The 24,316-nt window shown below is 65.7% G+C and carries 22 protein-coding genes; 6 read left to right on the forward strand and 16 right to left on the reverse strand.

Annotated features, from left to right (window positions below):
- Positions 1–72: 72 nt before the first annotated feature.
- From XH79_RS29900 to XH79_RS29915, 4 genes are all read right to left on the reverse strand, one after another.
- Complete coding sequence (locus XH79_RS29900; protein WP_271583948.1) at positions 73–1,221, reverse strand: amidohydrolase; 1,149 nt, start codon at positions 1,219–1,221, stop codon at positions 73–75.
- 101 nt (positions 1,222–1,322) lie between these two features.
- Entirely contained in the window at positions 1,323–2,411 is a 1,089-nt protein-coding gene (locus XH79_RS29905) for a mandelate racemase/muconate lactonizing enzyme family protein (RefSeq protein ID WP_212343392.1), read from the reverse strand.
- Positions 2,412–2,561: 150 nt separating this feature from the next.
- On the reverse strand, positions 2,562–3,755 hold the full coding sequence (locus tag XH79_RS29910) for a M20/M25/M40 family metallo-hydrolase (RefSeq protein WP_271583949.1): 1,194 nt from the start codon (positions 3,753–3,755) through the stop codon (positions 2,562–2,564).
- A gap of 67 nt (positions 3,756–3,822) precedes the next feature.
- Complete coding sequence (locus XH79_RS29915) at positions 3,823–5,067, reverse strand: MFS transporter (protein WP_271583950.1); 1,245 nt, start codon at positions 5,065–5,067, stop codon at positions 3,823–3,825.
- Positions 5,068–5,256: 189 nt separating this feature from the next.
- Here XH79_RS29915 and XH79_RS29920 point away from each other — a divergent pair, with 189 nt between their 5' ends.
- Positions 5,257–5,595: a hypothetical protein gene (locus XH79_RS29920; protein ID WP_212343395.1), complete on the forward strand. Its 339-nt coding sequence runs from the start codon at positions 5,257–5,259 to the stop codon at positions 5,593–5,595.
- Positions 5,596–5,603: 8 nt separating this feature from the next.
- On the opposite strand, the gene XH79_RS29925 is transcribed toward XH79_RS29920, so the two are convergent.
- The 5 genes from XH79_RS29925 to XH79_RS29945 all read right to left on the reverse strand — a co-directional run bounded on the left by XH79_RS29925 (position 5,604) and on the right by XH79_RS29945 (position 11,632).
- Positions 5,604–6,143 carry a hypothetical protein gene (locus XH79_RS29925; RefSeq protein WP_271583951.1) on the reverse strand — a complete coding sequence of 180 codons (540 nt, stop codon included), beginning with the start codon at positions 6,141–6,143 and terminating at the stop codon, positions 5,604–5,606.
- A 234-nt stretch (positions 6,144–6,377) separates the two neighbouring features.
- Complete coding sequence (locus tag XH79_RS29930) at positions 6,378–7,892, reverse strand: CYTH and CHAD domain-containing protein (protein ID WP_271583952.1); 1,515 nt, start codon at positions 7,890–7,892, stop codon at positions 6,378–6,380.
- A 111-nt stretch (positions 7,893–8,003) separates the two neighbouring features.
- Positions 8,004–8,201 carry a hypothetical protein gene (locus XH79_RS29935; protein WP_211412623.1) on the reverse strand — a complete coding sequence of 66 codons (198 nt, stop codon included), beginning with the start codon at positions 8,199–8,201 and terminating at the stop codon, positions 8,004–8,006.
- The gene (locus XH79_RS29940; protein WP_271583953.1) at positions 8,198–9,328 is read right to left on the reverse strand and encodes a PepSY-associated TM helix domain-containing protein; all 1,131 of its coding nucleotides are present in this window, start codon (positions 9,326–9,328) and stop codon (positions 8,198–8,200) included. Before XH79_RS29940 ends, XH79_RS29935 begins: the two co-directional genes overlap by 4 nt.
- Positions 9,329–9,349: 21 nt before the next feature.
- Complete coding sequence (locus XH79_RS29945; RefSeq protein ID WP_271583954.1) at positions 9,350–11,632, reverse strand: TonB-dependent siderophore receptor; 2,283 nt, start codon at positions 11,630–11,632, stop codon at positions 9,350–9,352.
- A gap of 144 nt (positions 11,633–11,776) precedes the next feature.
- Between XH79_RS29945 and XH79_RS29950 the strand changes: the two genes are divergently transcribed.
- Complete coding sequence (locus XH79_RS29950) at positions 11,777–12,490, forward strand: TetR/AcrR family transcriptional regulator (RefSeq protein ID WP_271583955.1); 714 nt, start codon at positions 11,777–11,779, stop codon at positions 12,488–12,490.
- Between the two features lie 87 nt (positions 12,491–12,577).
- Here XH79_RS29950 and XH79_RS29955 read toward each other — a convergent pair whose 3' ends face one another.
- Positions 12,578–12,844: an HGGxSTG domain-containing protein gene (locus XH79_RS29955; RefSeq protein ID WP_271583956.1), complete on the reverse strand. Its 267-nt coding sequence runs from the start codon at positions 12,842–12,844 to the stop codon at positions 12,578–12,580.
- Positions 12,841–13,440: a hypothetical protein gene (locus XH79_RS29960; protein ID WP_271583957.1), complete on the reverse strand. Its 600-nt coding sequence runs from the start codon at positions 13,438–13,440 to the stop codon at positions 12,841–12,843. The genes XH79_RS29955 and XH79_RS29960 overlap by 4 nt, the downstream gene beginning before the upstream one ends.
- A 449-nt stretch (positions 13,441–13,889) precedes the next feature.
- Here XH79_RS29960 and XH79_RS29965 point away from each other — a divergent pair, with 449 nt between their 5' ends.
- The gene (locus tag XH79_RS29965) at positions 13,890–14,873 is read left to right on the forward strand and encodes a Bug family tripartite tricarboxylate transporter substrate binding protein (RefSeq protein WP_271583958.1); all 984 of its coding nucleotides are present in this window, start codon (positions 13,890–13,892) and stop codon (positions 14,871–14,873) included.
- 6 nt (positions 14,874–14,879) lie between these two features.
- On the opposite strand, the gene XH79_RS29970 is transcribed toward XH79_RS29965, so the two are convergent.
- The 4 genes from XH79_RS29970 to XH79_RS29985 all read right to left on the reverse strand — a co-directional run bounded on the left by XH79_RS29970 (position 14,880) and on the right by XH79_RS29985 (position 20,668).
- Positions 14,880–17,420, reverse strand: a complete 2,541-nt coding sequence (locus tag XH79_RS29970; RefSeq protein WP_271583959.1) for a branched-chain amino acid ABC transporter ATP-binding protein/permease — start codon at positions 17,418–17,420, stop codon at positions 14,880–14,882.
- Positions 17,417–18,292 carry a branched-chain amino acid ABC transporter permease gene (locus XH79_RS29975; RefSeq protein ID WP_271583960.1) on the reverse strand — a complete coding sequence of 292 codons (876 nt, stop codon included), beginning with the start codon at positions 18,290–18,292 and terminating at the stop codon, positions 17,417–17,419. The genes XH79_RS29970 and XH79_RS29975 overlap by 4 nt, the downstream gene beginning before the upstream one ends.
- A 77-nt stretch (positions 18,293–18,369) precedes the next feature.
- Positions 18,370–19,614: an ABC transporter substrate-binding protein gene (locus XH79_RS29980; protein ID WP_211410959.1), complete on the reverse strand. Its 1,245-nt coding sequence runs from the start codon at positions 19,612–19,614 to the stop codon at positions 18,370–18,372.
- Positions 19,615–19,753: 139 nt separating this feature from the next.
- The gene (locus tag XH79_RS29985; protein WP_271583961.1) at positions 19,754–20,668 is read right to left on the reverse strand and encodes an IclR family transcriptional regulator; all 915 of its coding nucleotides are present in this window, start codon (positions 20,666–20,668) and stop codon (positions 19,754–19,756) included.
- 221 nt (positions 20,669–20,889) lie between these two features.
- Here XH79_RS29985 and XH79_RS29990 point away from each other — a divergent pair, with 221 nt between their 5' ends.
- From XH79_RS29990 to XH79_RS30000, 3 genes are read left to right on the forward strand one after another with little or no spacing between them, the layout of a single operon-like run.
- The gene (locus tag XH79_RS29990) at positions 20,890–22,689 is read left to right on the forward strand and encodes a thiamine pyrophosphate-binding protein (protein WP_271583962.1); all 1,800 of its coding nucleotides are present in this window, start codon (positions 20,890–20,892) and stop codon (positions 22,687–22,689) included.
- A 47-nt stretch (positions 22,690–22,736) separates the two neighbouring features.
- A complete protein-coding gene (locus tag XH79_RS29995) occupies positions 22,737–23,441 on the forward strand; it encodes an SDR family oxidoreductase (RefSeq protein WP_271583963.1) in 705 nt (234 codons plus the stop codon).
- 11 nt (positions 23,442–23,452) lie between these two features.
- Positions 23,453–23,836 (forward strand): cupin domain-containing protein, encoded by a 384-nt coding sequence (locus XH79_RS30000; RefSeq protein ID WP_212343409.1) that lies wholly within the window; start codon positions 23,453–23,455, stop codon positions 23,834–23,836.
- Between the two features lie 12 nt (positions 23,837–23,848).
- Here XH79_RS30000 and XH79_RS30005 read toward each other — a convergent pair whose 3' ends face one another.
- Positions 23,849–24,310, reverse strand: coding sequence for an NUDIX domain-containing protein (locus XH79_RS30005; protein ID WP_271583964.1), 462 nt, complete (start codon positions 24,308–24,310; stop codon positions 23,849–23,851).
- Positions 24,311–24,316: the final 6 nt, after the last annotated feature.

The raw sequence follows: 24,316 nt of genomic DNA on the forward strand, positions 1-24,316 counted from the left end.
CCATGAATCATTGAAAAATCGATTCGGGAATCCTATAAAACGCGGCAAAATCAACAATCTGCCAAAGTAGTGCTAGTTCGCGCTCAGCGCCGTCTTGGCGACCTCGGCCATCCAGCTGGACGCGACGGGAAGGATCGCGTCGTTGAAATCGTAGCGCGGGCCGTGCAGCTCGGCGCCGTCGCGCAACTCGCCGTTGCCGATCCAGACGAAGGCGCCGGGCCGATGCTTGAGGTAGAAGGCGAAGTCCTCGCCGGCCATGCTCGGCGCGAGGTCGCGGCGGAGAGGGGCCTGCACCTTCTCGGCGGCGAGGCGCGCGAGGCCCGCCTCGGCCGGACTGTTGATCACCACGCCGACGCCCATGACGATCTCGGGCGTGACCTTGACGCCGAAGCTCGTGGCGATGCCGGCGCAGGTCCGTTCGATCCCACTGAGGATGGTGTCCTTGATCTCCTCGCGATGAAACCGCAGGGTGCCGCGGATCGTGACGCGTCCGGCGATCTGGTTCGGCGCGGTGCCGCCCTCGATCGTGCACAGCGACAGCACCGCGGTGTCGAGCGGATCGACGCTGCGCGAGACGATCGACTGCAGCGCCACGATCAGATGGCCGGCCGCCATCACCGGATCGCGCGTGAGATGCGGCATGCCGGCGTGTCCCGCATGGCCCTCGATGGTGATGGTGATGCGGCCGCCGGAGGCCATGACGACGCCGTCATGGACCGCGATGCTGCCGGCCTGAAGACCGGGCCAGTTGTGGAAGCCGAACACCCGCTCCATCGGAAAGCGCTCGAACAGCCCGTCCGCAACCATCGTGCGCGCGCCGCCATATCCTTCTTCGGCCGGCTGGAAGATGAAATCGACCGTTCCGCTCCAGCTGGTGTCGGCGGCGAGCAGCGCCGCCGCGCCGAGCAGCGAGGCGGTGTGCCCGTCATGGCCGCAGGCATGCATCACGCCTGATGTCTTCGAGGCGTAGGGCAGGCCGGTGTCCTCGGTGATCGGCAGCGCATCCATGTCGGCGCGCAGGCCGACGCGCCCTTGCGCCGATCCGCGCCTCAAGGTCGCGACGATGCCGTGGCCGCCGACATCAGCCTCGAAGGGAATACCAAGCTCGGTGAGCCTGTCCTGCACGAAGGCGGCGGTGGCCTTCTCCTGGAGGGACAGTTCGGGGTGGGCATGCAGATGCCGGCGCCACGCGGTCAGTTTCTGGTGCAGCTCGGGTGTCAAGGCGGAGGTCTCTCGAATGGTGGCGACCCGCCACCATACCGAAATCCTCGGCCCGTGCATCCGGTGCCAGCGAATAGCTCGCGTGCAACAGAGCGCGTTGCCTACGCCGCCAGCTTCGCCAGGCCCTTCCAGTCGAAGCCGATGCCGTGGCCCGGCCGCGAGGCGGCCTGCGCCTTGCCGTCCTCGAGCACCAGCGGATGCTCGATATAGGCGTCCAGGCCGAAACCATGCGCCTCGAGGTACGAGCGGTTCGGGCAGGCCGCGAGCAGATGCACGGTGATGTCGTGCGCGCCGTGGCTGGTGACGGGCAGGTTGAAGGCCTCCGCCAGCCGCGCGATCTTCATGAAGGCGGTGACGCCGCCGCAATTGGTGACGTCGGGCTCGGGATAGGACACCGCACCCGCGACGATGTAGTTCTTGAACTCCCACAGCGACCGCAAATTCTCGCCCGCCGCGATCGGCACGCCGCCGGCCTGCATGATGCGGGCATGGCCCGCGACGTCGTCGGGGATAACAGGCTCCTCGAGCCAGGTGAGATCGTAAGGCACGAAGGCACGGGCGGCGCGGATCGCTTCCTCGACCGTCCATTTCATGTTGGCGTCCGCCATCAGCGGAAAGCCGTCGCCGAGATGCTGTCGCATCGCCCGCACGCGGGCGACATCGGAGGCAAGGTCGGGCCGGCCGACCTTCATCTTGATGGCGCGAAACCCCTTTGCGAGATTGCCGTCGGTCTGCTTGAGCAGCGCCTCGACCGGGAGATCGAGGTCGATGCCGCCGGCATAGCAGGGCACGCGCGCATCGAAGCCGCCGAGCAACTGGTACAGCGGCAGCTTCGCGCGCCGCGCCTTCAAATCCCACAGCGCGATGTCGAGCGCCGAGAGTGCCAGCACCGTCGGCCCGCCGCGCCCGCCATAATGCAGCGCCCACCAGACGTGATGCCAGATCGCTTCCGTATCGTCGGCCTCGCGCCCTTCGACCAGCGGCGGAATCTCGCGTCCGAGGATGTCGGCGGTGGCTCCGCCATTTCGGCCCACAGTATAGGTGTAGCCGACGCCCTCCGCACCATCGGCATCGCGGATGCGGCAGGTGATCAGCTCGAACGCCGCGATCTCGCCATGCGTGGAATCGGACAGCGTGACGGGGAGGGGAATCCGGTAGAGCCCGGTCTCGATCTTTGCGATGCGTGCCATATGGCCTCCCTGTTTTTTTCTTTTTTCGTAGGGTGGGTTAGCTAGCGGATGCGCGTAGCGCAGTCCGCTGGCGTAACCCACCTCTTCTGTCTCTGCGGATACGAACAGTGGTGGGTTACGCCTTCGGCTAACCCACCCTACGAACCTGACTCACCGCATCGTCGCAACCTGCAGCGCCAGCGCGCAGGCGCGATCGTATTCGTCGAGATTGATCCATTCGTCGACCGTATGCGCCTCGTTCTGGCCAGCGCCGAAGGTCACGGTCGGAATGCCGTGGCGGACCATCCAGTTGGCGTCCAGGCCGCCATTGGCGGCGCGCACGTTCGGGGTGCCGCCGACCGCGGACACCGCCTCGATCGCGCGCTTCACCACGGGGAGGTTCTCCTTCATGCGGAACGGATAGTAGTCGGTCTCGGCCTTGAACTTGACCTTGCCGGACTTGCCTTGTGCGTTCGTCACCTTCTTGGCCGCCTTCTCGAACGCGGCCTTGTAGGCCTTGGTGATCTCCTTGAAGAATTTTCCGTCATGGCTGCGGCACTCGCCGCGCACATGGACGTAGTCGGTGACGACGTTGGTGGCATCGCCCGCGGGGCGGCCTTCGCCGCCGGTGACGGGTCCGACATTGCTGGTGCCTTGCTGCTTGCCCTTCACCACCTTGCCGAACCAGCCGCCGGCCTCCACGTCCGCAAGCGCGAGGGCCATGATCATGGTCGAGGAGATGCCGCGCTCGGGCGCGACGCCGGCATGCGAGGCGCGGCCAAAGATCTCGACGGTCCAGCGGTCGGCGCCGACCGCCCCGATCACGACGTTGGACGCCGAGCCGCCGTCATAGTTGAACGCCATCACCGGCGAGCCGAGCTCGTCCAGCTTGACGTGGCGCGCGCCATAGAGCCCACTCTCCTCGCGCACGCAGAACAGCAGCGTGATCGGCGGATGATCGAGCTTCTGTTTTGCCAGCTCGGCGGCCAGCGTCACCAGCACGCCGCAGCCGCAGCGGTTGTCGCCGCCGAGCGCGGTTTTGGCCTCGTTGACGATCTTGCGCCCAGACTTCTTCGGCTTGGCGCCGGCGCACAGCGGCACCGTGTCCATGTGGGTCATGAACATGATCCGCGGCTGGTTGTGCAGCGCGCCGCGGCCGGGCAGGTCGACGATGAGGTTGCCGGTCTCGGTCGGCACGGGAATGCGCGTATTGGCATCGTCGAGCCGGATCGCCTTGGCCGGCACGCCGGCCTCCTTCAGCGCGGCCGTGAGCTCACGCCCGATCGCCGCCTCCTGTCCGGTGACGCCCTCGACGGCGAGGAAGCGCATGAGACGATCGGTGGCGGCTTTGTGGTCGACAGGCATGGACTGGAATTCCCTTGATGCGAGTAGCGGCGCAGCATCCCCTGTGCTTCCGTATTTCGCAAGGGGCTCAGACAGGTCGCGTGTAGATCAAAAAGATCAGCACGCCGAACGCCAGTGCCGCGGCCATGAACAGCAGCACGGCCGGCAGCCCGGCGAGCGCCGCCACCGCGCCGGTGACGGATTGCATCAGCGCGGTGCCGAGAAAGAAGGCGAGGTTGACGGCCGCGAGTGCCTTGCCTGCGACCTGCGCGTCGACGAGTTGCCTGGACATGCCGAACAGCAGCGGCTGGGAGGAGGTGAAGAGCCCGATCAGCACGAACAGTGCCAGATCGTAGTACGGCGGCATGACGGTCACGCCGAACAGCCATGCGACGGCAAAGTGCGGCGCTCCCAGCGCCATCAGCGCAAGCAGCAGCACCGCGACCGCGTGAGTGCCCGCGACCAGCTCGCGGCGGCGGCCGAGCCTGCGATCGATCATGCCGATGAGCAGGGGACCTGCGATCATCGCCAGCGTGAACGCGCCGAGCTGGTTGCCGGCCTCGACCCGCGTCAGTCCCTTGATCTCCATCAGCCATGGTCCGCCCCACAGGCCGCGGAGCACCAGCGTGCTCGCCAGCGACACCAGCGCCAGCGCGATCACGCCGCGCAGCGGCCGCGACAGGCCGAGCCTGACCACCTCCGTCATCTGCGACAACGGCGAGGAGTCGTCCTTGTGCTCGGCCGGCTGGCTCGGCACCAGCACGAACACCGCGAGCGCGACGAGGATGCCGCCGAGCGCCGAGATCCAGAACCCGGCGCGCCAGCCGAAATTGTCGATCACGAAGGCGAGCGGGCTCGACGACAGCAGCATGCCGACATTGCCGATCGAGAGGATGGCGCCCGACCACAATCCGAACCGCGCCGCGGACAATTGCTTGGCGGCGAGCGTCATCGGGCACATCAGCATGCCCGAGGTCGCGACGCCCAGCATGAGCTGCCCGACCGCAAAACTCTCAGGTCCGGTCGCAAACCCCGAGGCCACCGCGCCGAGCACGGTTCCTGCGAGCAGGCCGAGCGACACCGGCCGCACGCCAAACCGGTCCATCGCCGCGCCGACCGGGATTTGCGAGGCCGCAAAGGCGAAATGATAGACGGAGGTCAGGCTCGCCAGCGCCTGCGGCTCGATGCGGAAATCCGCCGCCATCAGGTCGAGACTGACGGCCGGAATCGTGCGCAGCAAGGTCGAGAGCATGTGCCCGCAGGCGAGCGCTACCAGCGCGAAGATCAGCGCGCGGCTGGCATCGCCCGCGTCGTCGGTCGCAGCAGTCCCCATCGGCATTCCGTCCCGGCAATTTTCCTGTGGCGTTACACGATCGGGGCGACCGTGCCAAGTCGGAGCAATGGCCACGCCACGCGCCTCTGAGGCTGTGCGCGATTATTTGTGTTACGAGGACGCGCAACAGCCGCTTGCCTCGATTTCCCCTTTGTGCTGGCATGCCGAAAACGACCCGGGGGAAGTGTCATGCAACGATATGTCGCCCGTGCCAACATCGATCACTATATCGGCCTTCTGAACGGAGGCGATCTGCCGCCTCATAACCGGGACACGATCCTCAAGCTGCTGATCGCGGAAGAAGACTCGCTCGGCCATGACCTCGAGCATCTCGAGTTTGCGGAAAGCCGGGCGGCGAGCGGCCGCCAGCGGCTGAACCATCTGGTGCGCCTGCGCGGCGCTTTTGCGCCCGGCACGACCGAGCGCGCGCAAGCCGACCGGACCGTGGTCAACTTCGAAAGGCTCCAGGCGCTGCTGGACGACTTCTGTCATCGCCTGCGCGACAGGATCAACGCGCGGGGCCTGTAGGCGCCCGCTCACCCGACCCGCGGATTCACCACCACATAGCCGCGCAACGAGCGCGCATGGATGCGCGTGGCCCGGCCGCCTGAATTGCCGTCATACGCCATCCACACGTCTCCCCCGACATGCTGCTCCAGAACGAAGACGTGCCCGTGCCGCGCGGCGACCATCCCGGGAGCGGGCGAGGTCCGCGGAAAGCGCAGCCAGTTCGCAGCCAGGTTCAATCCCGGCACGATGTGGCCAAATACGCGGATCGCCGCCGCGCAACCGCAGAAAGAGCGCGGGCAGCCGGTAGGGCGGCCGCCGACGACTTGGGCCGTGCCTTCCACTGTTGCAACCCGCATGATGGCAACGCGTCCCGTGCCCTCGCGCGGCGCGCCAAGTCGCGATGCCGTCGTGCGCATGTTCGAGCCGGAGAAGTCGCAGGGCATGGTGACGTTGCACTCGGGCGGCGTTGCCACGAGGAGGGATCGAGCGGGGCGTGCATCGGCAGCGCCCGATGAAATCGCGACAATACAAGTAAAAGCAAAACCAAACGCAACATGACGGCGCATCGCAGGTCTCCAGGTTCATGAAGCCTGCCCCGCCGCAGAGAAGGAACAAAATCCTGGACCAAAATACGACGGCGAGCCCGGGCGAAATGAGAAACTTTTGTGGCGCTCTTTAACCCAAGTTAGGTGAACGCCGGCCGGACGCCACCACGTCCACGCCCGCAGCGGCTTCAGCGCGTCATCCGGCAAGGAGCCGATCTACGTCTGCAACGACCGATAATGTGCCGGTTTTCGTGGTCATATGCCCGGTGCGATGCGCAGCCGGTGCAATCGATGCAGCTCCCCGGCGGCGTCCTTCATCAGGTTGCGCGCCGCCTCACGCTCCCGGCCGACGATGAACCCCGATGCAAAAGCCTGCGCGCGCCGGTTCGCCGGCGGCGCTGCCAACGCCGTCTCCGTCGCCAGCTCGCGATGCGTCATGAAGTCGTTGAGCGATCCCAGCGCGGATTGAATCGCCTTAAGCTGGCCGGAGAGGCTTGCGAGCTGCTTGCGGTCGCGATTGCCGTAGAGGCTCCTGAAGAAGTCGACGGCGTAGCGGATCTTCTTGATCCTGATCCGCAGCTTGTGACGCTGCATCGGGTCGAGATCGTCCAGATGCTTGCCCTGCTTGCGCGCCTTCCTGATCCGGCGGTCCAGCACCGCCGCGGCGTAAGCGGCAATCGACTGGTCGTCATCGGCGCGGGGCTGTCCGGTCTCGATCCACTCGATCACGTCGATCAGCAGGCGGCGGTAGCGGGGCGATTCGACGGCCTCGCGGGCGCGCGCGAAGGCGGCCCTTCGCTCCGCGGAAAACTTCTTGGCGATCGCGCGAGCGCCGCGTTTCGGGACGCCCTGGCCGGCGATCGGCAGAATGCTCTCGTTGAGGAAGACGTCGATCTCGCGCGCCGCCGCCAGCTCGCCCGTAAGCCATTTGAGCTCGGCCTTGATCCGTTCCGTGCTGGCGCGCGGCAGGATGTCGGAGAACAGCGAGATCGCGGCCCGCAGGCGCCGCAGGCCGACGCGCATCTGGTGGACACCTTCCGAATCCATCTCCCGCACCGGATCGGCATTCGTCGTAATCTGGCGAAGCGTCGAATGCGCGATCACGCCGAAGGCATTGCGCGGCGAGAGCTCGCCCTTCAGCTCGATCGGCCCGGCGTGCTGCGCGCCTGCGCCGTGTCCCGTCACGAGTTGAAAGCCTCGCTCCGCTTTCGAGCGCAGATCGAGCTCGGCGCCCGTTCTGCGTTCGAGATTGCGCGCCAGTCTGAACAGATCGGCGACCTGCCCGGATTTCAATTCCAGCTCGAGCTCGGCGACCGGCCGCGAGCGCCGCCCGGCGCCGATGCGGCCGCGGTCGACGGCGAGCTCGATCCGGCTCTTTCGCACCCGCCTTGCCTCGGTGGTGCGATGGACCTCGGTCTGAAACACCGGCCGCAGCTTGCGTGAAAGTTTCTTGGACGCGAGATCCGCAAGAGGCGTGTTCTTGATCTTCTCGAAGTCGGGCTTCGCGCCTGCGACCTCATGTTCCCATTCGCCGCGTGTCACGGTTCCGGAGCCGCCGGCCTTCACGGTCTGCACATAGCGATCGCCAGCCTTGCGGACGCGGAGCGTGAGACCATGTCGCCTGAGCTTCTGCTTGCCGGTGTCGTAATAGATCGACACCAGATCCTGCTCGGACCGGTCGCCGCGTCGTCCGTTCGATGCGCCGGCGCGCAACACGGATGACAGCTTTCGCGGCGCAAGGCGGAATTTGAGTTCCGTTTCGGCATTCATCGGGCATGCTTCCGTTGCCCATTCAAAGTAGCGCCGGTACGAGAAGTTCCGTGTGCAACGGGCATTTCGAATCCCGATGCGGGCAGTGCGGAGAGCGGACCGGACGCGGTGTCAGGATTGTTCGGGCGGCAACAGGCCGCGAACGAGATAATATCCGCTGCATAGGCAAGGCACCGCCAGCGTCACCCACGAAAGGGGCCACCAGAAACCCCCTTCACCGATCAGAGCCGCGAGCAGACCGAACAGCGTCACGAGCGCCAGCAGCGCCGGGATCGCCCAGGGCGCTTGCCTTGTCCGGCCTGTCGTCATCGGGCGGGCTCAGCCGGGACTGCTCCCACGGCGTCGACGACGGCACGGCCCGAGCGCCATTTGGCGAGCCAGAGATACAGGCCGCTGATCAGGATGATCATGGTGACGATGTCGAGGATCGCCCAGATGATCTTCAGCGGCAACCCGCCGTAGTCGCCGAAATGCAGCGGCTGCGACACGAACAGAGCCGTCGCGTACCATGGCATGTCGCGAACCGCGACGACTTCGCCGCTGGCCGCATCGACGATGGCCGGTTTGAGAATGCGGCTCGTGAGCGGCGTATCGCCGGTCAGGAACGCCGCGTAATGCGTGGGCGTGGAAAACGGGCTGCCCGGAAAGGCGAGCGTCGTGACCGTCATTCCCGGCACGGCTGCGCGGACCCTGGCGAGCACCAGGTCGACCGGTGCCCTGCGATCGTCTTGCGCCTGTCCGCTGTTTTGCGCCGCCATCTCGATCAACTGGTTCGACTGCCACATCAGCTCGATCGGCGCCGCCAGCGTATTGATCACGCCCGTCAGCGTGACGATGCCGAACCAGGCCAGGGTGATGATGCCGAGCAGATTGTGCAGATCGAGCCAGCGCAGCCGGTTGCTGTGCCGCTTGCGTATCTCGCCGAACCTGAGGCGCCGCGCAAACGGCCCGTACAGGACCATGCCAGAGACGATCGATACGGCCAGCAACAGTCCCATGCCTCCGAGGAACAGCGTGCCCTTGATGCCGGCAAACAAATCGGCATGAAGCCGCAGCATGACATAGATGAAGCCCTCATTGGGCTGGTCGGCGCTGAGTGCCTTGCCGGTCCTGACGTCGAACACCTTGTAGAAGAAGGTGTCCGGGGCAGACGTCATGCTGGCGGCCGTCGGTATCTTCACGATCGGTTTCTCGCGATCGTAGAACAGATACGGCACGACCTCACCCGGCCGCCCGGCGAGCGCCTGGGCGATCATCGTGTCCACGGACGCGCGGCTGCCGGAATCGGCGACCTCGTCGATCGCGGGGCTTGGTCCCAGCTCCTCGTGAAAGATGAGGGGCAGTCCCGTGAGACAAAGGAGCAGCGCAAAGATCGTGCAGATCAGGCTGCTCCACTTGTGAATCCAGGACCACCACCGCAGCCGTCTCGCTGTCATGGCCGGCACAGCATCATGCGATCACCACCGGTAGCGCAGGCCCGCGAGCGCGAGCCGGCCGTTTCCGAACTGGCAGTAGAAGTTGGAGCTGCAACTGGTGTAGTAGCTCTTGTCGAAGAGGTTGGTGACGTTCAGCGTGACCTCCGCGCCCTTCCAGGCGCGCACGAGATTGGTGAGGTCGTAGCGCACTGCGGCGTCGAACACGACATATCCCGGCGAAACCAGGCTGTTGATGTCGTCGCCATAGCTCGGGCCGACCGAACGGACGCCGCCGCCGATGGTCAGGCCGGCGAGGCCGCCGGTGAGAAAGCTGTAATTGGCCCACAGCGACTCGAAATGCGTCGGCACGGCCTGCGGGCGCTTGCCGATCGCCGTGAGGTCGGTCGATTGGGTGACCTTGGTGTCGAGGAAGGTCGAGGCCGCGATGATCTCGATGTTCTCGGTCAGCTTGCCGCGCGCCTCGAGCTCGACGCCGCGCGAGTGGATCTCGCCCTGCTGCACGCTGAGGCCCGGCACGGCCGACGGCGTCAGCGTGTTCTGCTGGCGCAGGTCGAACACGGCGGCGGTGAACAGCATGTCGGCAAAGGCCGGCTTGTATTTCAGGCCGCCTTCATACTGCTCGCCCGTCGTGGGCACGAAGGGCAGGCCGCCGGGCCCGACGCCGATGGTCGGCTCGAAGGACGTCGAATAGCTGACATAGGGCGCCAGACCGTTGTCGAAGAGATAAAGCAGACCGGCGCGATAGGTCTGCTTGTCGCTGTCCTGCGACGTCTTGGCCAGCGAGATCCGGTTGTCGTTGTTCTGCTCGGTCCAGTCGTGCCGCGTGCCGAGCGTCAGGCGAAAGCCGCCGAACGTCATCTGGTCCTGGACGTAGATGCCGGTCTGCGACAGCGACTGGTCGTTGTTGATGAACGGAAACAGCGTTCCCACCGGCTGATAATAGGCGGGGTTCACGACGTCGAGCGAGGTTGCGGCGCCGAACTGATAGAGCCATGAGCTGCGCGCGTTCTGCTGGTCCCAGCCGGCGAGCACGGTGTGCTCGACCTCTGATGTCCTGAAGTCGAAGCGCAGGCGGTTGTCGGCGGCGATGCCGTCGGCGCTCTCGGTGGACCGGATCGCCGCGCGGGGAATCGTGCCGGCCGCGGTGATCGGGCCGAACATCTGAAGCGACTGGAAGTCGGTATCGACCTTGGCGTAGCGCAGCGCCGAGTGGAAGCTGACGACGTCGTTCAGGCGGCGGTCGAACACATAGCCGACACCCGATTGCTCGCGGTCGAAACGATCGAACCCGGGATCGCCGATGTTCAGATTGCGATTGAGATACGGCCGGTATGCTGCCGGCGCCAGCGATTGCGGATAGAGCGAGTTGAAATATCCGCCCTTGGGATCATGCTGATAGAAGCCGGATACCGTCAGCTGCGTATCGGCGTCCGGGCGCCACGTGATCGCCGGCGCCACGCCAAAGCGCTGCTCGTCCACGTCGTCATAGCGCGTGCCCGACATCCGGCCGATCGCGCTGATGCTGTAGAGCCATTGATGCGCAGCATCCAGCGAACCCTGGCTGGTGATGCCGCCCTGGATGCGGCCGTAGCTGCCGCCTTCGATGCGCACCTCGTTGTAGGGGACGTCGCTCGGCTGGCGGCTGACCAGATTGACGAGACCACCGGGGCTGATCTGCCCGTACAGGACGGCCGAGGGGCCCTTGATGACCTCGATGCGATCGAGCAGGAACGCGTCGATCGACGTCACCGCGAAAGCCTGGCCGCGCGGCAGCTTCAATCCATCCAGGAAGCTGACGAAATTGGTCGAGATGCCGAAGCCGCCGATGCCGCGCAGGAACACGCTGTCATAGCGCGTGGTCGCATCCACTTCGGAGAGGACGCCTGCCGAGTATCTGAGGGCATTGCCGACGGTCTGCGGATTCTGCTCGTCGATCTGCCGGCGCGTTACCGTGGTGACCGATTGCGGAGTCTCAAGTACGGGCGTGGACGTCTTCGTCGCCGTCGACTGGTTGGTGGCAAGCACCCGGTCGCGCGTGTCCTGCCGGCCTGTTGCGGATGCCGCCGCGGGAGCGGCCGGCGCCGGTGCCGTCGGATTGCTCCTCGCCCGGGCGCTGCGCCGCGTCGTCACCTGTTGACGCTGCGACGCGACGTTGCGCGCCGCCCGTTGCGCTTGCGGTGCGTCCACCGTGACCGGCGGCAGCGCGGTGTTTTGCGCAAAGGCCGGCACGTCGAACGCCAGAAAAGCAGTAGAACCTAGCAAAAGTGCCGCACCTCGCAGAGTCCGCTGCGATCCCCCGGTCATTCCCATTTCAAAACCCCAACCAAAATCTGCGGATCGGCTTAAAACAAAACGGGACGGAACTGTCCAGTTATGCGGTTGGCATTTTCGAGTATTTAGAACTATTAAAAGTCCAGCGGATGATTCCGGGACCGCGCAGGGGAAGGCATGAAGACGGCAGTGAAGACCGGCAGGCGCGGCAGGACATCCGCCAAGGCACCCGTCAGCAAGCGTGTCGGCGCAAGGCGGGAAGGCCGTGGTGGCCGGCCGACCAAGGCGGAAGCGCAGGCGATCGAAGACCGGATCCTTGCGGTTGCCGCAGAATTGTTCGCCAGGGACGGCTATGCCGCGACATCCATGGAGCGCGTCGTCTCGGAATGCGGCGCCGGCAAGGATACCATCTATCGGCGCTACCCATCGAAGCGCGCGATCTTCGATGCCGTGCTCGAGCGGAGCCGCCGCCGCATCATGGCGCTCCTTGCCGATCTTCAAGTCAGGCAGTCGGGTCAGAACAGCCTGGCGCAGCTCAAGGAGCTGGCGAGTTGTCTCCTCGACATCAATCTCGATCCGGAGCTGGTGGCCTTCAAGAGGATCGCCGCGAGCGAGATGATGGTGGCTGCCGGAAACGACGCCGAGCCGGAGCCGGACGCCATCATGTCGCTACTGCGGACCTCCGTGACCAAAGCCCAGTCCGATCAGCGCCTCGTCTCGGGCGATACGAACTTCCTGACCGACTTTCTCATCAACAGCATCATCGTCGGCCCGACCACGCTGGCGATGTTCGGATTCAAGCCGCTGGCCTCGGCCAAGGAGCGGAAGCTGTATTTCGAAAAGTCATGGAAGCTGTTTCTTGGCGGCGCCGCCGGACGGCAGGACAGGTGAGGGCTGCCGGTCGCCTTGACGGTCTTTTGGCTGGCCGATATGCCGGCGACGCGCCGCTGTGACCGCTGGATGACGCGGCGGCGCAGATCAGGTCAGCTCCTTCAGCAGTTTGTGCGCTTCGTCCAGCAGAGAGCAGATCTGCCTTCGCTCGCTGATCGCTTCCCCAGCGAACCGTCCATGCTTGCGCGCGTTCCGGTTTCCTGGCGGCGCGCCGCATCCCGGTGCGCCGCCGTGCATGCGGCAACGCGCCTTGCCGTGCGCGGCCGGCGAACGGCAGGCCGTGCCGCTGCGGGTCATGGCGCCACAGCGCGGACTGGCCCGCATCGGGAGGGTGTTGCGGGTGTGGCCGGTCATGCGCCGATACCTTGCCGCGAGTCGCTCTGGCTCTCCGCAACGATCACATTCGCATGCTGCGTGAGGTTCCCCACGATCGCCTTGCCGCCGTCCTGCACCGACAGGTTCTGCACGGTGATCGCGCGCTCGCCGCTGTTGCGATGGCGGCTCAGGGCCTCGGTCTGTGCCGCGAAGGTGCGGGCCAGCCGGGTCAGGGCGCGCGTGGCGCTTTCCTGTTGCGCAAGGTCGTCGGTGAAGGCAAGGCGGCAGGCGGAGCGCATCGCCATGGCGTGAACCGCCACCATCTGCGCCGCGAGCATGGCCTCGATGGAATCCCTGGGCGCGATGCTCTTCATCATCGAGACCATGAAGGCGAGATTGGCCTCGTCCGGCTTCTGCCCGATCACGCTCGCCTTCATGAGCTGCTTCAGGATGCCTTGCAGCGCGTCGCGATCGACCGCGCCGAGGGCCTCGGCGAGCAGGCGCTCGCCGGCTTGCTGATCGGGATGGTCGATCGCGATGCGCCGCCGATGCAGCCTGATCCGCGGGCTTGCCGGTCTGCCGTAACCGTTCGCCGCGATGGATGTCGTGCTGGTGTGTTCCAGAGCTGTCGTCATGTCGATGTGTCCCTTGCCGGTGCACGCGCGGGCTCGCGTGAAGCGAAGCCGATCGCGCTTTGCGCGGCGGTTGCGATTTTCAGATGTCGATGAGGGATTTACGCGGAGCCGCCGCGAGGCGCCCATGGCCGGGTGGGCCGGACGCTCACGGTGATCGCGATGATGCCATTCTGCCACTGTTTTGCCCGACGGGTCAAACTAATTTAGCAAAATCAGAAATCGTGGGTCCGCCTCGCAAGCCCTTGATCCGGCAGAGGCCGGCTACTGTGCATGGGGTTGTTTTCGCACTTTTTTGTTGAGACCGCTTCTTACGTGCCGCGCGGCGGAATTGTCCGGCACCGCGCCCGTGAAACGCGATTGCGAAATCCGGTGTGGCCGCTCATCATGGTCTTCGCCTGTGCCGCACCAACAAACATGCACAAGCGGCGTGCGAGGCTGGGAGAGAACGAATGCAACGAACGGCTCGCCTGCTGGCGCTCATCGCCGGACTATGCGCCGCTGCGCTGACGACCGAGGCGCTCGCGCAGAAATATCCGTCGCGGCCGGTGAAGATCATGGTCGGCTTCAGCGCGGGCGGCCCCGTCGACGTGGTCGCGCGCATCGTCGGCGATCGGCTCGGCAACAAGCTCGGGCAGCCCTTCGTGGTGGAGAACCGCGCCGGCGCCAACGGCATGATCGCCGCCGAAGGCGTCGCGCGTGCCGATGCGGACGGCTACACCATGCTCGCCTGCAACTCGTCCACCATCACGCTGAACAAGACGCTGTTCAAGGACATCCGCTACGATCCGGAGAAAGACTTCGCGCCGCTGACCACCGTCGTGTCGGCGCCGCTGGTGCTGGTGGTCAATCCGGAGAATCCCAAGACTGCCGACATCAAGACCGTCGCCGATCTCGTCGCGGCGGCGAAGGCGGCACCCGGCGCGCTTGCCTATGGCTCGGGCGGCAACGGCAACCTCGCGCATCTCGCCATGGAGCTGCTCGCCCAGAAGGCCGGCATCAAGCTGATCCACGTGCCCTATCGCGGCGGCGCGGCGTCCGAGGTCGGCATCCTCGCGCAGGAGGTGCTCGCGGTGTTCGATCCGCTCTCCGCCGTGCCGCTGGTGAAGGCCGGCAAGCTGCGCGCGCTCGCGGTGTCCTCGGCCGAGCGGCTGCCGGCGCTGCCCGACGTGCCGACCGTCGCGGAAGCCGGCTATCCCGGCTTCGACATCTCGTTCTGGGTCGGCTTCTTCATGCCGAAGGCGACGCCTGCGCCGATCCTCCAGACGCTGCACCAGGAGATCGTCACTGCTGCCAAGGATCCGGCGGTCGCGGACAAGCTCGGCTCGCAGGGCGTCGTCAGCGTGCTGAGCCCGGCCGACTACGCCGCCAAGATCGCGAAGGAGACGAAGGAGCTGGCCGAGGTCGTGGCGGCCGCGAACATCAAGGCGGAGTAGGGCAAGCTAGAGCCACAGGATCTGCTTGCGATAGCCGAGATCGTTCAGCAGCGGCGCGGCCGGTCCCTGGTGGAACACGGCGCCGCGCTCCAGCGCGAAGACGCGGTCGGCGAGCGCCAGCACGAGATCGAGATTGTGCTCGACGATCACGATCGACATGTGCTTGCGGAGCTGGTCGAACACCTTGAACAGCTCCAGCGTCACCGCCGGCGCGAGGCCCTCGAACGGCTCGTCAAGCAGCAACAGGCGGACATTGCCCGACATCGCGCGGGCGACCGCCACCATCTGCTGCTCGCCGCCGGAGAGATAGTCGGCGGCGACGTTCATGCGCTCCTTCAGGCGCGGAAAATAGTGCAGGATCTGCTCTTCGTTCCAGACCACGCCATCGCTGCCGTCGGTCTTGCGGGCGAGGCGTCCGAGCGCGAGGTTTTCGCGCACGGTCATGCCGGCGAACAGCCCGCGGCCCTGCGGCACATAACCGACGCCGCGGCGGGCGATGTCGGGTGCGGGAAGGCGGGCGATGTCGCTGCCGCGATAGTCGATGCTACCTGATGCGGCCGGCACCAGGCCGGCGACGGTTTTCAGCAGCGTCGACTTGCCGGCGCCGTTACGGCCGAGCAGCGCAACGATCTCGCCCTCGCGCACGTCGAGCGCGGCGTCGCTCAGGATATGGCTCTTGCCGTAGAAGGTGTTGACGCGATCGAGGCGGAGCACGGTGTCGCGCGCATCGGCCGCCTCCAGGCTGCGCCGATGCTCGACTGGCGGAATTCCCTTGCCGGTGTAGATCTCCTGCACCCGCAGGTCGGCCCGCACCGCTTTGGGGCAGTCGGACATCAGCACCTCGCCCTGGTTCATCACGGTGACCACAGCTGAGAAGCCGAGCACGCGGTCGATGTCGTGCTCGACGATCAGCACGGGAATGTTGGCCGCGATGTTCTTGACGAGGTTGGAGACGCGTTCGCGCTCGGCGGCGGCGAGCCCTGCGAGCGGCTCGTCCAGCAGCAGCACCTGTGGCTTACTGCCAAGCGCGATGCCGAGATCGACCAGCCGCTGCCCGCCATAGGAGAGCTCGCCGCCTTCGATCTCCTCGATGCCCTCGAGCCCGAGGAATTTGACCAGCGCCGCGGTCTCGGCATGGATGCCTTCGTAGGCGTCGATGTCGTTCCAGATGTTGAAGCGCATCGGCCGCCGCGCCTGCAGCGACAGGCGCAAATTCTCATAGATGGTCAGTCCGCGAAACAGGTTTGTGATCTGGAACGAGCGCGCCAGTCCCTGGTGGCAGATCGCATTCGCCGGCACGCCGGCGATGTCGCGGCCCTGCAGGCGGATCGTGCCTTGATCCGGTGCATAGAGGCCGGAGACCAGATTGAACAGCGTGGTCTTGCCGGCGCCGTTCGGCCCGATCAGCGCATGGATCTCGCCGGCGGCAACGGAGATGCTGGCATTCTCGACGGCGCGGATGCCGCCGAATTTTCGCGAGACGCCGCTGACCTCGAGCACGGTGCCCTTGAGTGCTTCCGGCCGCAGGAAGTCGGGCAGCGGCAGGCCGTCATAGATCTTGCGCCGGCTCATCGCGGCTGACTCTTCCGCGGGCGGACGCAGGCGCCGCATGATCAGCGCACCGATGCCGACGAGGCCGCCGGGCGAATACATCACGAAGGCCACGAAGGTGAGGCCGAACCAGAACAGCCAGTCCGACGTCCAGATCGAGAACAGCTCTCTGAACAGGATGAAGAACAGTGCGCCGAGCGCGGGCCCTAGCAGGCTGCGCATGCCGCCGATGACGACCATGGCGAGCAGCTCGCCGGCGAACGGCACCGAGACCGCTTCGGCCGAAACCAGATAGTTCAGGAAGCCGATCAGCGCGCCGGCAAGCCCGGTGACGACGGCCGAGATCACGAACACCGCGAGCTTGTAGCGCTCGACCGGGTAGCCCTGAAAGCTCGCGCGCAGCTGGTTCTCGCGGATCGCGACCAGCACATGCCCAAACGGCGAGCGCACCAGGCGCATCAGCATGTACAGCACGGCGAGCCCGATCACGGCGACGACGATGTAGTAGTTGAGCGCACTGTCGAAGCTGACGGTGCCGATGCCGCCGCGCTTCAATCCGCCGAGGCCATCTTCACCGCCGGTGAGGCTCGTCCAGCGGAATGCGGTGGTGTAGACGAGGGCCGCCAGCGCCAGCGTCAGCAGCGAGAAATAGACGCCGCGCCGGCGCAGGATCAGCATGCCGATCGCGGTGGCTGCAATCGTGACCACGACCATCGATCCCAGCAGGGGCAGCCAGATCTCGCCGGGGAAGAAACGCAGCTGGATCAGGCCGGCGGCATAGGCGCCGATGCCGAACCAGGCGCTGTGACCGAACGAGACGAGGCCGGTATAGCCGATGCAGAGGTTCAGCCCCATGGTCGCGATCGCAAGGCCGACGATCCAGGTGCCGGTGTTCAGCGACAGGCCGAATGCCTTCAGCAGGAACGGCAGCGCGATGACGGCAATGGCCGCGATCAGCAGCGGCTGCAGCTTCGCAGGCGTGGAGGCGGTCCTCATTCGAATTTCTCGATGCGCTCGCCGAGCAGGCCGCGCGGGCGCACCAGCAGCACCAGGAACATCAGGATGTAGACCGAGGCTTCACCGGCCGCAGGCTCGAAGTGAATGGCGATGCCGCGCACCACGCCGACGAGCAGGGCCGAGATGACCACGCCCCAGAAGCTGCCGAGACCTCCGATCACGACGACGACGAAGGCGATGGTCATGATCTCGGCGCCCATCGCCGGATGCACCGTGGTGATCGGCGCGAAGAACGCGCCGCCGAGCGCGGCCATGCCGACGCCGAGCATCACGATCGCGGTCATGTAGGGCTGCAGCCGGATGCCGAGTGCCGCGACCATGTCCGGCCGCTGGATGCCGGCGCGGACCACGCGCCCGAACGAGGTCTTCTGCAGCAGCAGCCAGACGCCGAGCAGGATCGCCGCGACCACGGCGAGGATCAAGAGGCGATAGCGCGAGAACAGAAAGTCGCCGACGATCACCGAGCCACGAAAGCTCTGCGGGATCTCGGTCGAGACGGGCGCAGCGCCCCAGATCATGCGGATCGCCTGCTCTGCGACCATTGCGAGGCCGAAGGTCACGAGCAGGCTGAGAATCGGATCGGCCGTGTAGAAGCGGCGCAGGATGAAGCGTTCGAAGAGGATGCCGAGCAGGGCGACGGCAAACGGCGAGATCACCACGGAGGCTCCGAAGCCGAGGCGTTTCGTCAGCTCGACGCAGACATAGGCACCGAGCGCATAGAAGGCACCATGAGCGAGGTTGACGATGCCGCCGACCGAGAAGATCAGCGACAGTCCGAGCGCGATGAGCAGGTAATAGCCGCCGAGCACGAGGCCATTCACCACCTGTTCCAGCAAGAACTCGAACTGCATGTTGCGTCCATCGCTTTGATGAAGAACGGCGCCGGCAGGGCCGGCGCCGTTGACGTCTATCGGCCGGGCCCGTTGCGTCAGGCCTTCATCTCGCAGGGATTCTGCTCCCTGGTCGGATAGATCGTCTCGAGCGGATCGTTTGCCGCCGGCACTGCATCGCCCAGCACCAGCATGTCCCACTGGTCCTTCATCTGGTCCTTCGGCTTCACCGTGAACGGATAGGCCTCCTGCACCAGCTGGTGATCCCAGCCGCGGAAATAGGCTTTGCGCGCCTTGCCGATGTCGAACTGCGACTGCTTCTCGAAATAGGCGATCAGCTCGCTGCTGTCGGTCGACTTCGTCGTGTTGATCGCCTCCGCCAGGAGCTTCAGCGTAACGTAGTCGATCCAGGCGTGGTTCTCCGGCGGTTTGCCGTATTTCTTGCTGAACGCGGCGACGAAGGCCTTCGAGGCGGGATTGTCCAGCGTGTGATACCAGACCGTCGGCCAGGTGCCACTGAGATTGCCCGCGCCCGCGGCCCAGGCATCGCCGGTGTTGAGATTGAAGCCGACCAGAGGATAGGGCAGGCCGAACTCGGCATATTGCTTGACGAGATTGGTCACCTGGTTGCCGGCGAGGTTGCAGCAGACCACGTCGGGTTTCGCTTGTCGCACCTTCAGCAGATACGGGCTGAAATCGGTGGCGTCGGTCGCGATCAGTTCGTCGCCGATCAGGTTGGCATCGTGCGTGCCGAAGAAGGCTTTCGCGGCCTTCAAGAGGTCATGGCCAAAAATGTAGTCGGCGGTCAGCGTGAAGAACTTCTTGCCCTTCACCATGCCCTTTTGCGACAGCGCGGTGCCGACCGCGTTGACCATCACCGTGTTCGGGATGTCGCAGTGGAACGAGTACTTGTTGCAGTTCTTGCCGCGCAGCGCGTCCGAGCGCGCGCCGGTCGAGAAGAACACTTTCTTGTTGCGCTCGGCGACCTGCATGATGGTGAGCGAGGAGGCCGAGGAGATTTCGCCGAGCAGCACCACCGCGCCGTCCTGCTCCAGCATGCGCTGCGCCTTGGTCGCGGCGGTCGCCGGGTTGATCGAGTCCTCCGAGAGCAGATCGATTGGCTTGCCCAGGATGCCGCCAGAGGCGTTGATCTCTTCCGCCGCGAGCTTCACCCCGAGCTGTGCGTAGCTGCCGATCACGCCGAGGAAGCCGGTGAGCGGCGTCAGGTGCCCGATCCGGATCTTCTCGGCCTGTGCCCTCACGATCGCGGGAAATCCCAGTGCGGACGCGCCAACGAAGGCGGCGCCCGCCCGTAACAACGTCCGTCGCGGGTAGCGGATCATGTCTATCTCCTCCCGGGTGCATCGTGCCTCTCTTCAAAACCGGGCATCCGATAATGTGAGAGATATTTTTTTAATGCTGGAGGATAATCCCGAACGCCATTGCCGGTGTCAACCGGCAAAATCGCCGCCTGCGCGCGGTTCAGACTTTCTGCGCGAACGCCTTGTGCGCCCGGTCCTTGGCGCCGAACTCGACCGACAGGCGGTCGGCGGCGGCCTGCACGACCTGCGCGCCGGCGTGCAGCGCCTGGTTGGAGAGCCGCCAGATCGGGCCGGAAATGCCGAGCGCGCCGATCACCTGCCCGGTGAAATCGGTGACCGGCACGGCGACGCAGCGCACTTCCGGATTGAACTCGCCGTCGTCGAAGGCGACGCCCGTGCGCTGCACTTCCGCGATCTCGCGCGTCAGCACGGCGGCATCGGTAATGGACTTCGGCGTCGAAGGTTTCAGCTCCGCGCGATCGAGGAAGCGCTTGAGCTGCTCGGGGCGGAGCGAGGCCAGAATGATCTTGCCGAGCGCGGTGCAGTGCGCGGGGCGCACGACGCCGACGCGGTCGGTGAGCTGGAACGCGCCGGGGCCGCTTGTGCGCGCGATGACGACGACCGCATCGCCCATCCGCACGGCAAAATGGCTGCTTTCGCCGGTCTGGCGCGACAGCTCCTCCAGCACGGGCGTCGCGACATTCACCATCTCGATCTCGTCGAGCGCGGATGCGGCGAGCGCGAACAAGGGGCGACCGATGCGGTAGCGCTTGTTGTCCTTTTCCTGGCGGAGATAGCCGAGCGAGACCAGCGTCTTTGCCAGATGAAACGTCGTGGAGTTGTGCAGCCCGACCAGCTTGCTGAGTTCTGCTAGGCCAATGCCCTCGCGATGGCGCGCGACCTCTTCGAGGATCGAGAAGGCGCGGCCAAGCGACTGCACACCGCCGCCGCGCTGCTTGTCGTCGGCCTCGACGTCGCCAGCGGCGCTGGGTGCGGGGACCAGCTTGGCAATCGCAGCCTTGCGCGGGCTTGCAGGCTTCTCGGTCGTGGGCTTGGTGCGCGATTTCAAGGACAAGGCCCCCTTCTCGTGAATCGTCGCGACTCCGCTGTTGCGACACTAGCACGCAATCCGCGCGACCGTCGGCGCGGAGCTTGGCGTTTCCTCGAGGGGAGACTATCACAATATAAATTGACGTACAGCATTATGAGAAATAGGCTCCCGCGGCCCTGTGATGACCGGCCGCGTTCCCCGCATCGGTGCAGAAGAAGTCGTCGGGCCGAGAGGGAGACGGGTTGATGTCGAAGAACATGCTCAATGGCGCCCAGGTCATTGTCGACTATCTGATCCAGGAGAAGGTGCCGCAGGTGTTCGGGCTCTGCGGCCATGGCAACATCCAGTTCATCGACGCGCTGTACGAGCGCTCTCAGGAGATCAAGACCATCTCCGTGCATCACGAGAGCGTCGCCGGTTTCATGGCCGACGTCTATTACCGCGTCTCCGGCAGGCCGACGGCGACCTTCACCTCCTGCGGGCCGGGCTCGGCGAATTTGCCGATCTCGCTCGCCAACGCCTTCCTCGATTCCGTGCCGTTCATGGCGATCACCGGCAACGTGCCGACCAGTCAGTTCAACCGCGGCGCATTCCAGGAGATGTACCGGCACCATCAGGCGGACTTCCCGTCCACGGTGCGCACGATCTGCAAGAAGGTATTCCAGCCGACGCGCGGCGAGATGGTGCCGCTCGCGGTGCGGCAGGCGTGGAAGACCATGATCACCGGACGGCCCGGGCCGGTGGTGGTCGACGTGCCCTTCGACGTGTTCATGGAGTCCGCTGCGGAAGAAGCACCGAAGGCGATCGAGTGGAACGCCAACATCTCCAGCCGCTGCGGCGCCGATCCTGACGGCGTCGAGAAGGCGGTCGACATGTTGCTCTCCGCCGAGCGGCCGGTGATGCTGGTCGGGCAGGGCGTGCGCTATGGCGGCGCGGCCGATGAATTGCGCAAGCTGGCCGAGCGGCTTCAGATCCCGGTGGCCGCGTCCGCGAGCGGTCTCGGTGCGCTCGACGTCAATCATCCGCTGGCGCTGGGGCTCGTCGCACGCGCCGGGCACTACCAGGCCAATCACGCGACCCGTCAGGCCGACGTGCTGCTGGCGCTCGGCGTCCGCTTCGACGATCGCACCTCGAGCTCGTGGATCCCGGGCTATTCCTTCACGATCCCGCCGACGAAGCTGATCCATGTCGACATCGATCCCGAAGAGATCGGCCGCAACTATCCCGTCGCGCTCGGCCTGATGGCCGACGTCCGCACCTTCCTGCGCCAGGTCCACGCCGAGCTCGACCGCCGCGACAATCTCTCTAGGAAGTCCGACGCGCGCAGGAAATGGCTGGCGCAGATCGACGGCTATCGCAAGGAGTGGGACAAGTTCGTCGCGCCGGGCTTTTCCGACGACACCACGCCGATCAATCCGCAGCGCGCGGCCGCCGAGATCGACAAGGCGCTGCCGGAGGACGCAATCCTCGTCTCCGACATCGGCGTGCATCACAACTGGCTGCTCGGCTTCTGCAAGCCGAAGCGGCCGGATTCGCTGATCGGCTCGATGGGCTTTGGCCCGATGGGCTTTGGTGTCGCCGGCGTGATGGGCGCGAAGTTCGCAGCGCCCGATCGTCCGTGCGTCTCGGTATGCGGCGACGGCGCCTTCTTCATGCACGCCAACGTGCTGGGCACGGCGGTCGAATACAATCTGCCCGTGGTCTGGGTGGTCTGGAACAATTACGCCTACGCATCGATCCGCGGGCTGCAGCGCGGCTATCTCGGCGGCCGTGAGCTTGCCACCGACTTCAAGCATCCTGAAACCGGCGAGCGCTACAATCCTGATTTCGCGGCGATGGCGCGTTCCTGCGGCGTGGAGGGCGTGCGGGTCGACCGCGCCGGCGACATCGGCGAGGCCATCCGCAAGGGCATCGCCGCCAACAGGCCGTATCTGATCGATGTCGACATCGCCGCCGACGTCAATCCGGCCGGCGCGGGCGTCTGGGAATTGCCGGGCCTCGGTCAGAGCAAGGCCGGCATCGGCACGCGCTTCCAGCCGGGCTGATCGCACGCCTTTTCAATCGCCAATTCAGAAAGTGACGGGAGATGGAAATGACGCTCGCAGGCAAGAAGGTCGTCGTGATCGGCGGCTCCTCAGGCATCGGCCTTGCCACGGCAGAGCTTGCGAAGGCGGAGGGCGCGGACGTCGTCATCGCTTCGCGCAGCGCCGCCAAGCTCGATCCCGTCGCCGAGCGGCTGAAGGTGACGGCCATCCCCACCGACGTCACCAGCGACCAGAGTGTCGCTGATCTGTTTCGCCGCACCGGCCCCGTCGATCACGTCGTGCTGACGGCAGCGCAACTTCGCACCGGACCGTTCAAGACGGTTGCGATGGAGGACGTGCGCGGCACGATGGAAGGAAAATTCTGGGGCGCCTGGCGCGTGGCGCGCGAAGCCGAGATCCGTCCGGGCGGCTCGCTGACGCTGGTCACCGGCTTCCTCAGCGTCCGGCCGCGGCCGAACTCGGCGATCATCAGCGCGGCCAATGGCGCGCTGGAATCGCTCGCCCGGGCGCTCGCGCTCGAGCTTGCGCCGGTGCGGGTCAATGCAGTCTCGCCGGGGGTGATCGATACGCCGATCCGGGCTGCGATGCCGGAGGCGGCGCGCAAGGAGATGCTGGCGAAGACGGCGGCGGCACTGCCGGTCGGCCGCGTCGGCGTCGCCGAGGACATCGCCCGCCAGATCGGAAGCTTCATGACCAATGGTTTTGCCACGGGTTCGATCGTCTATATCGACGGTGGCGCACTGGTGAACTAGGGAGCACGATCATGGCCGAGGAGATTGGCGGCGCCTTCATCCGCAACATCGCAGAAGTGCCCTGGCGCGAATTCCCCAACCATTTTGGCGGTGCGCTGTCAAAGCCGCTGGTGATGCCGGAGACGGCGGGCTCGCGCCGCATCGACTATCGCATCTCGATGTACCAGCCGATGGCCTATGTGGCGCGGCATCATCACGAGGTGCAGGAGCAGGTCTATCACGTGCTCGACGGCGAAGGGTTGATGGAGATATCAGGCAAGAACCATGTCGTGCGCAAGCACGATGTGATCTTCCTGCCGCCGGGCGTCGAGCATGCGATCTCGAACTCCGGTCTGACCGACCTCGTCTTCCTGGTCGTGACCTCGCCGGTGACGGACGACGACAAGCCGGTGTGAGCGGCGGGCGGCCTATCCGTCGCCGACCAGCCGCGCAAGGCGTTCGAGCAGTGGGCGCTGTCCTGCGTTGATCTTTTGCTGCGCAGCTTCGATCGTGAACCATTCGGCGCGGTCGACCTCCGGAAAGTGCTGCCGTTTGCCGCTGCGCGGCGGCCATTCGATCTCGAACGTGTTGCTGCGAATGCTGCCGGTATCGACATCGAGCTCGGTCGCGAATGCGGTGACGATCTTGCCGCCGCGCTGCCTGATCTGACCAAGCGCGATCAATGGGATCGTCAGTTCAAGTCCAAGCTCCTCGGCAAACTCCCGCCGCGCGGCGATTTCTGCGTCTTCTCCGTCCGCGTATTCTCCCTTCGGGATCGACCACGCGCCGAGATCCTTGTTGCGCCAGAACGGTCCTCCGGGATGAACGAGCAGAACCTCGAGATCGCGGCGCTTTCGATAGGCGATGATCCCGGCGCTCTTCGATGGCATCGCAAG

This window comes from Bradyrhizobium sp. CCBAU 45389, assembly GCF_028128625.1.
Classification (GTDB): Bacteria; Pseudomonadota; Alphaproteobacteria; order Rhizobiales; family Xanthobacteraceae; genus Bradyrhizobium; species Bradyrhizobium liaoningense_B.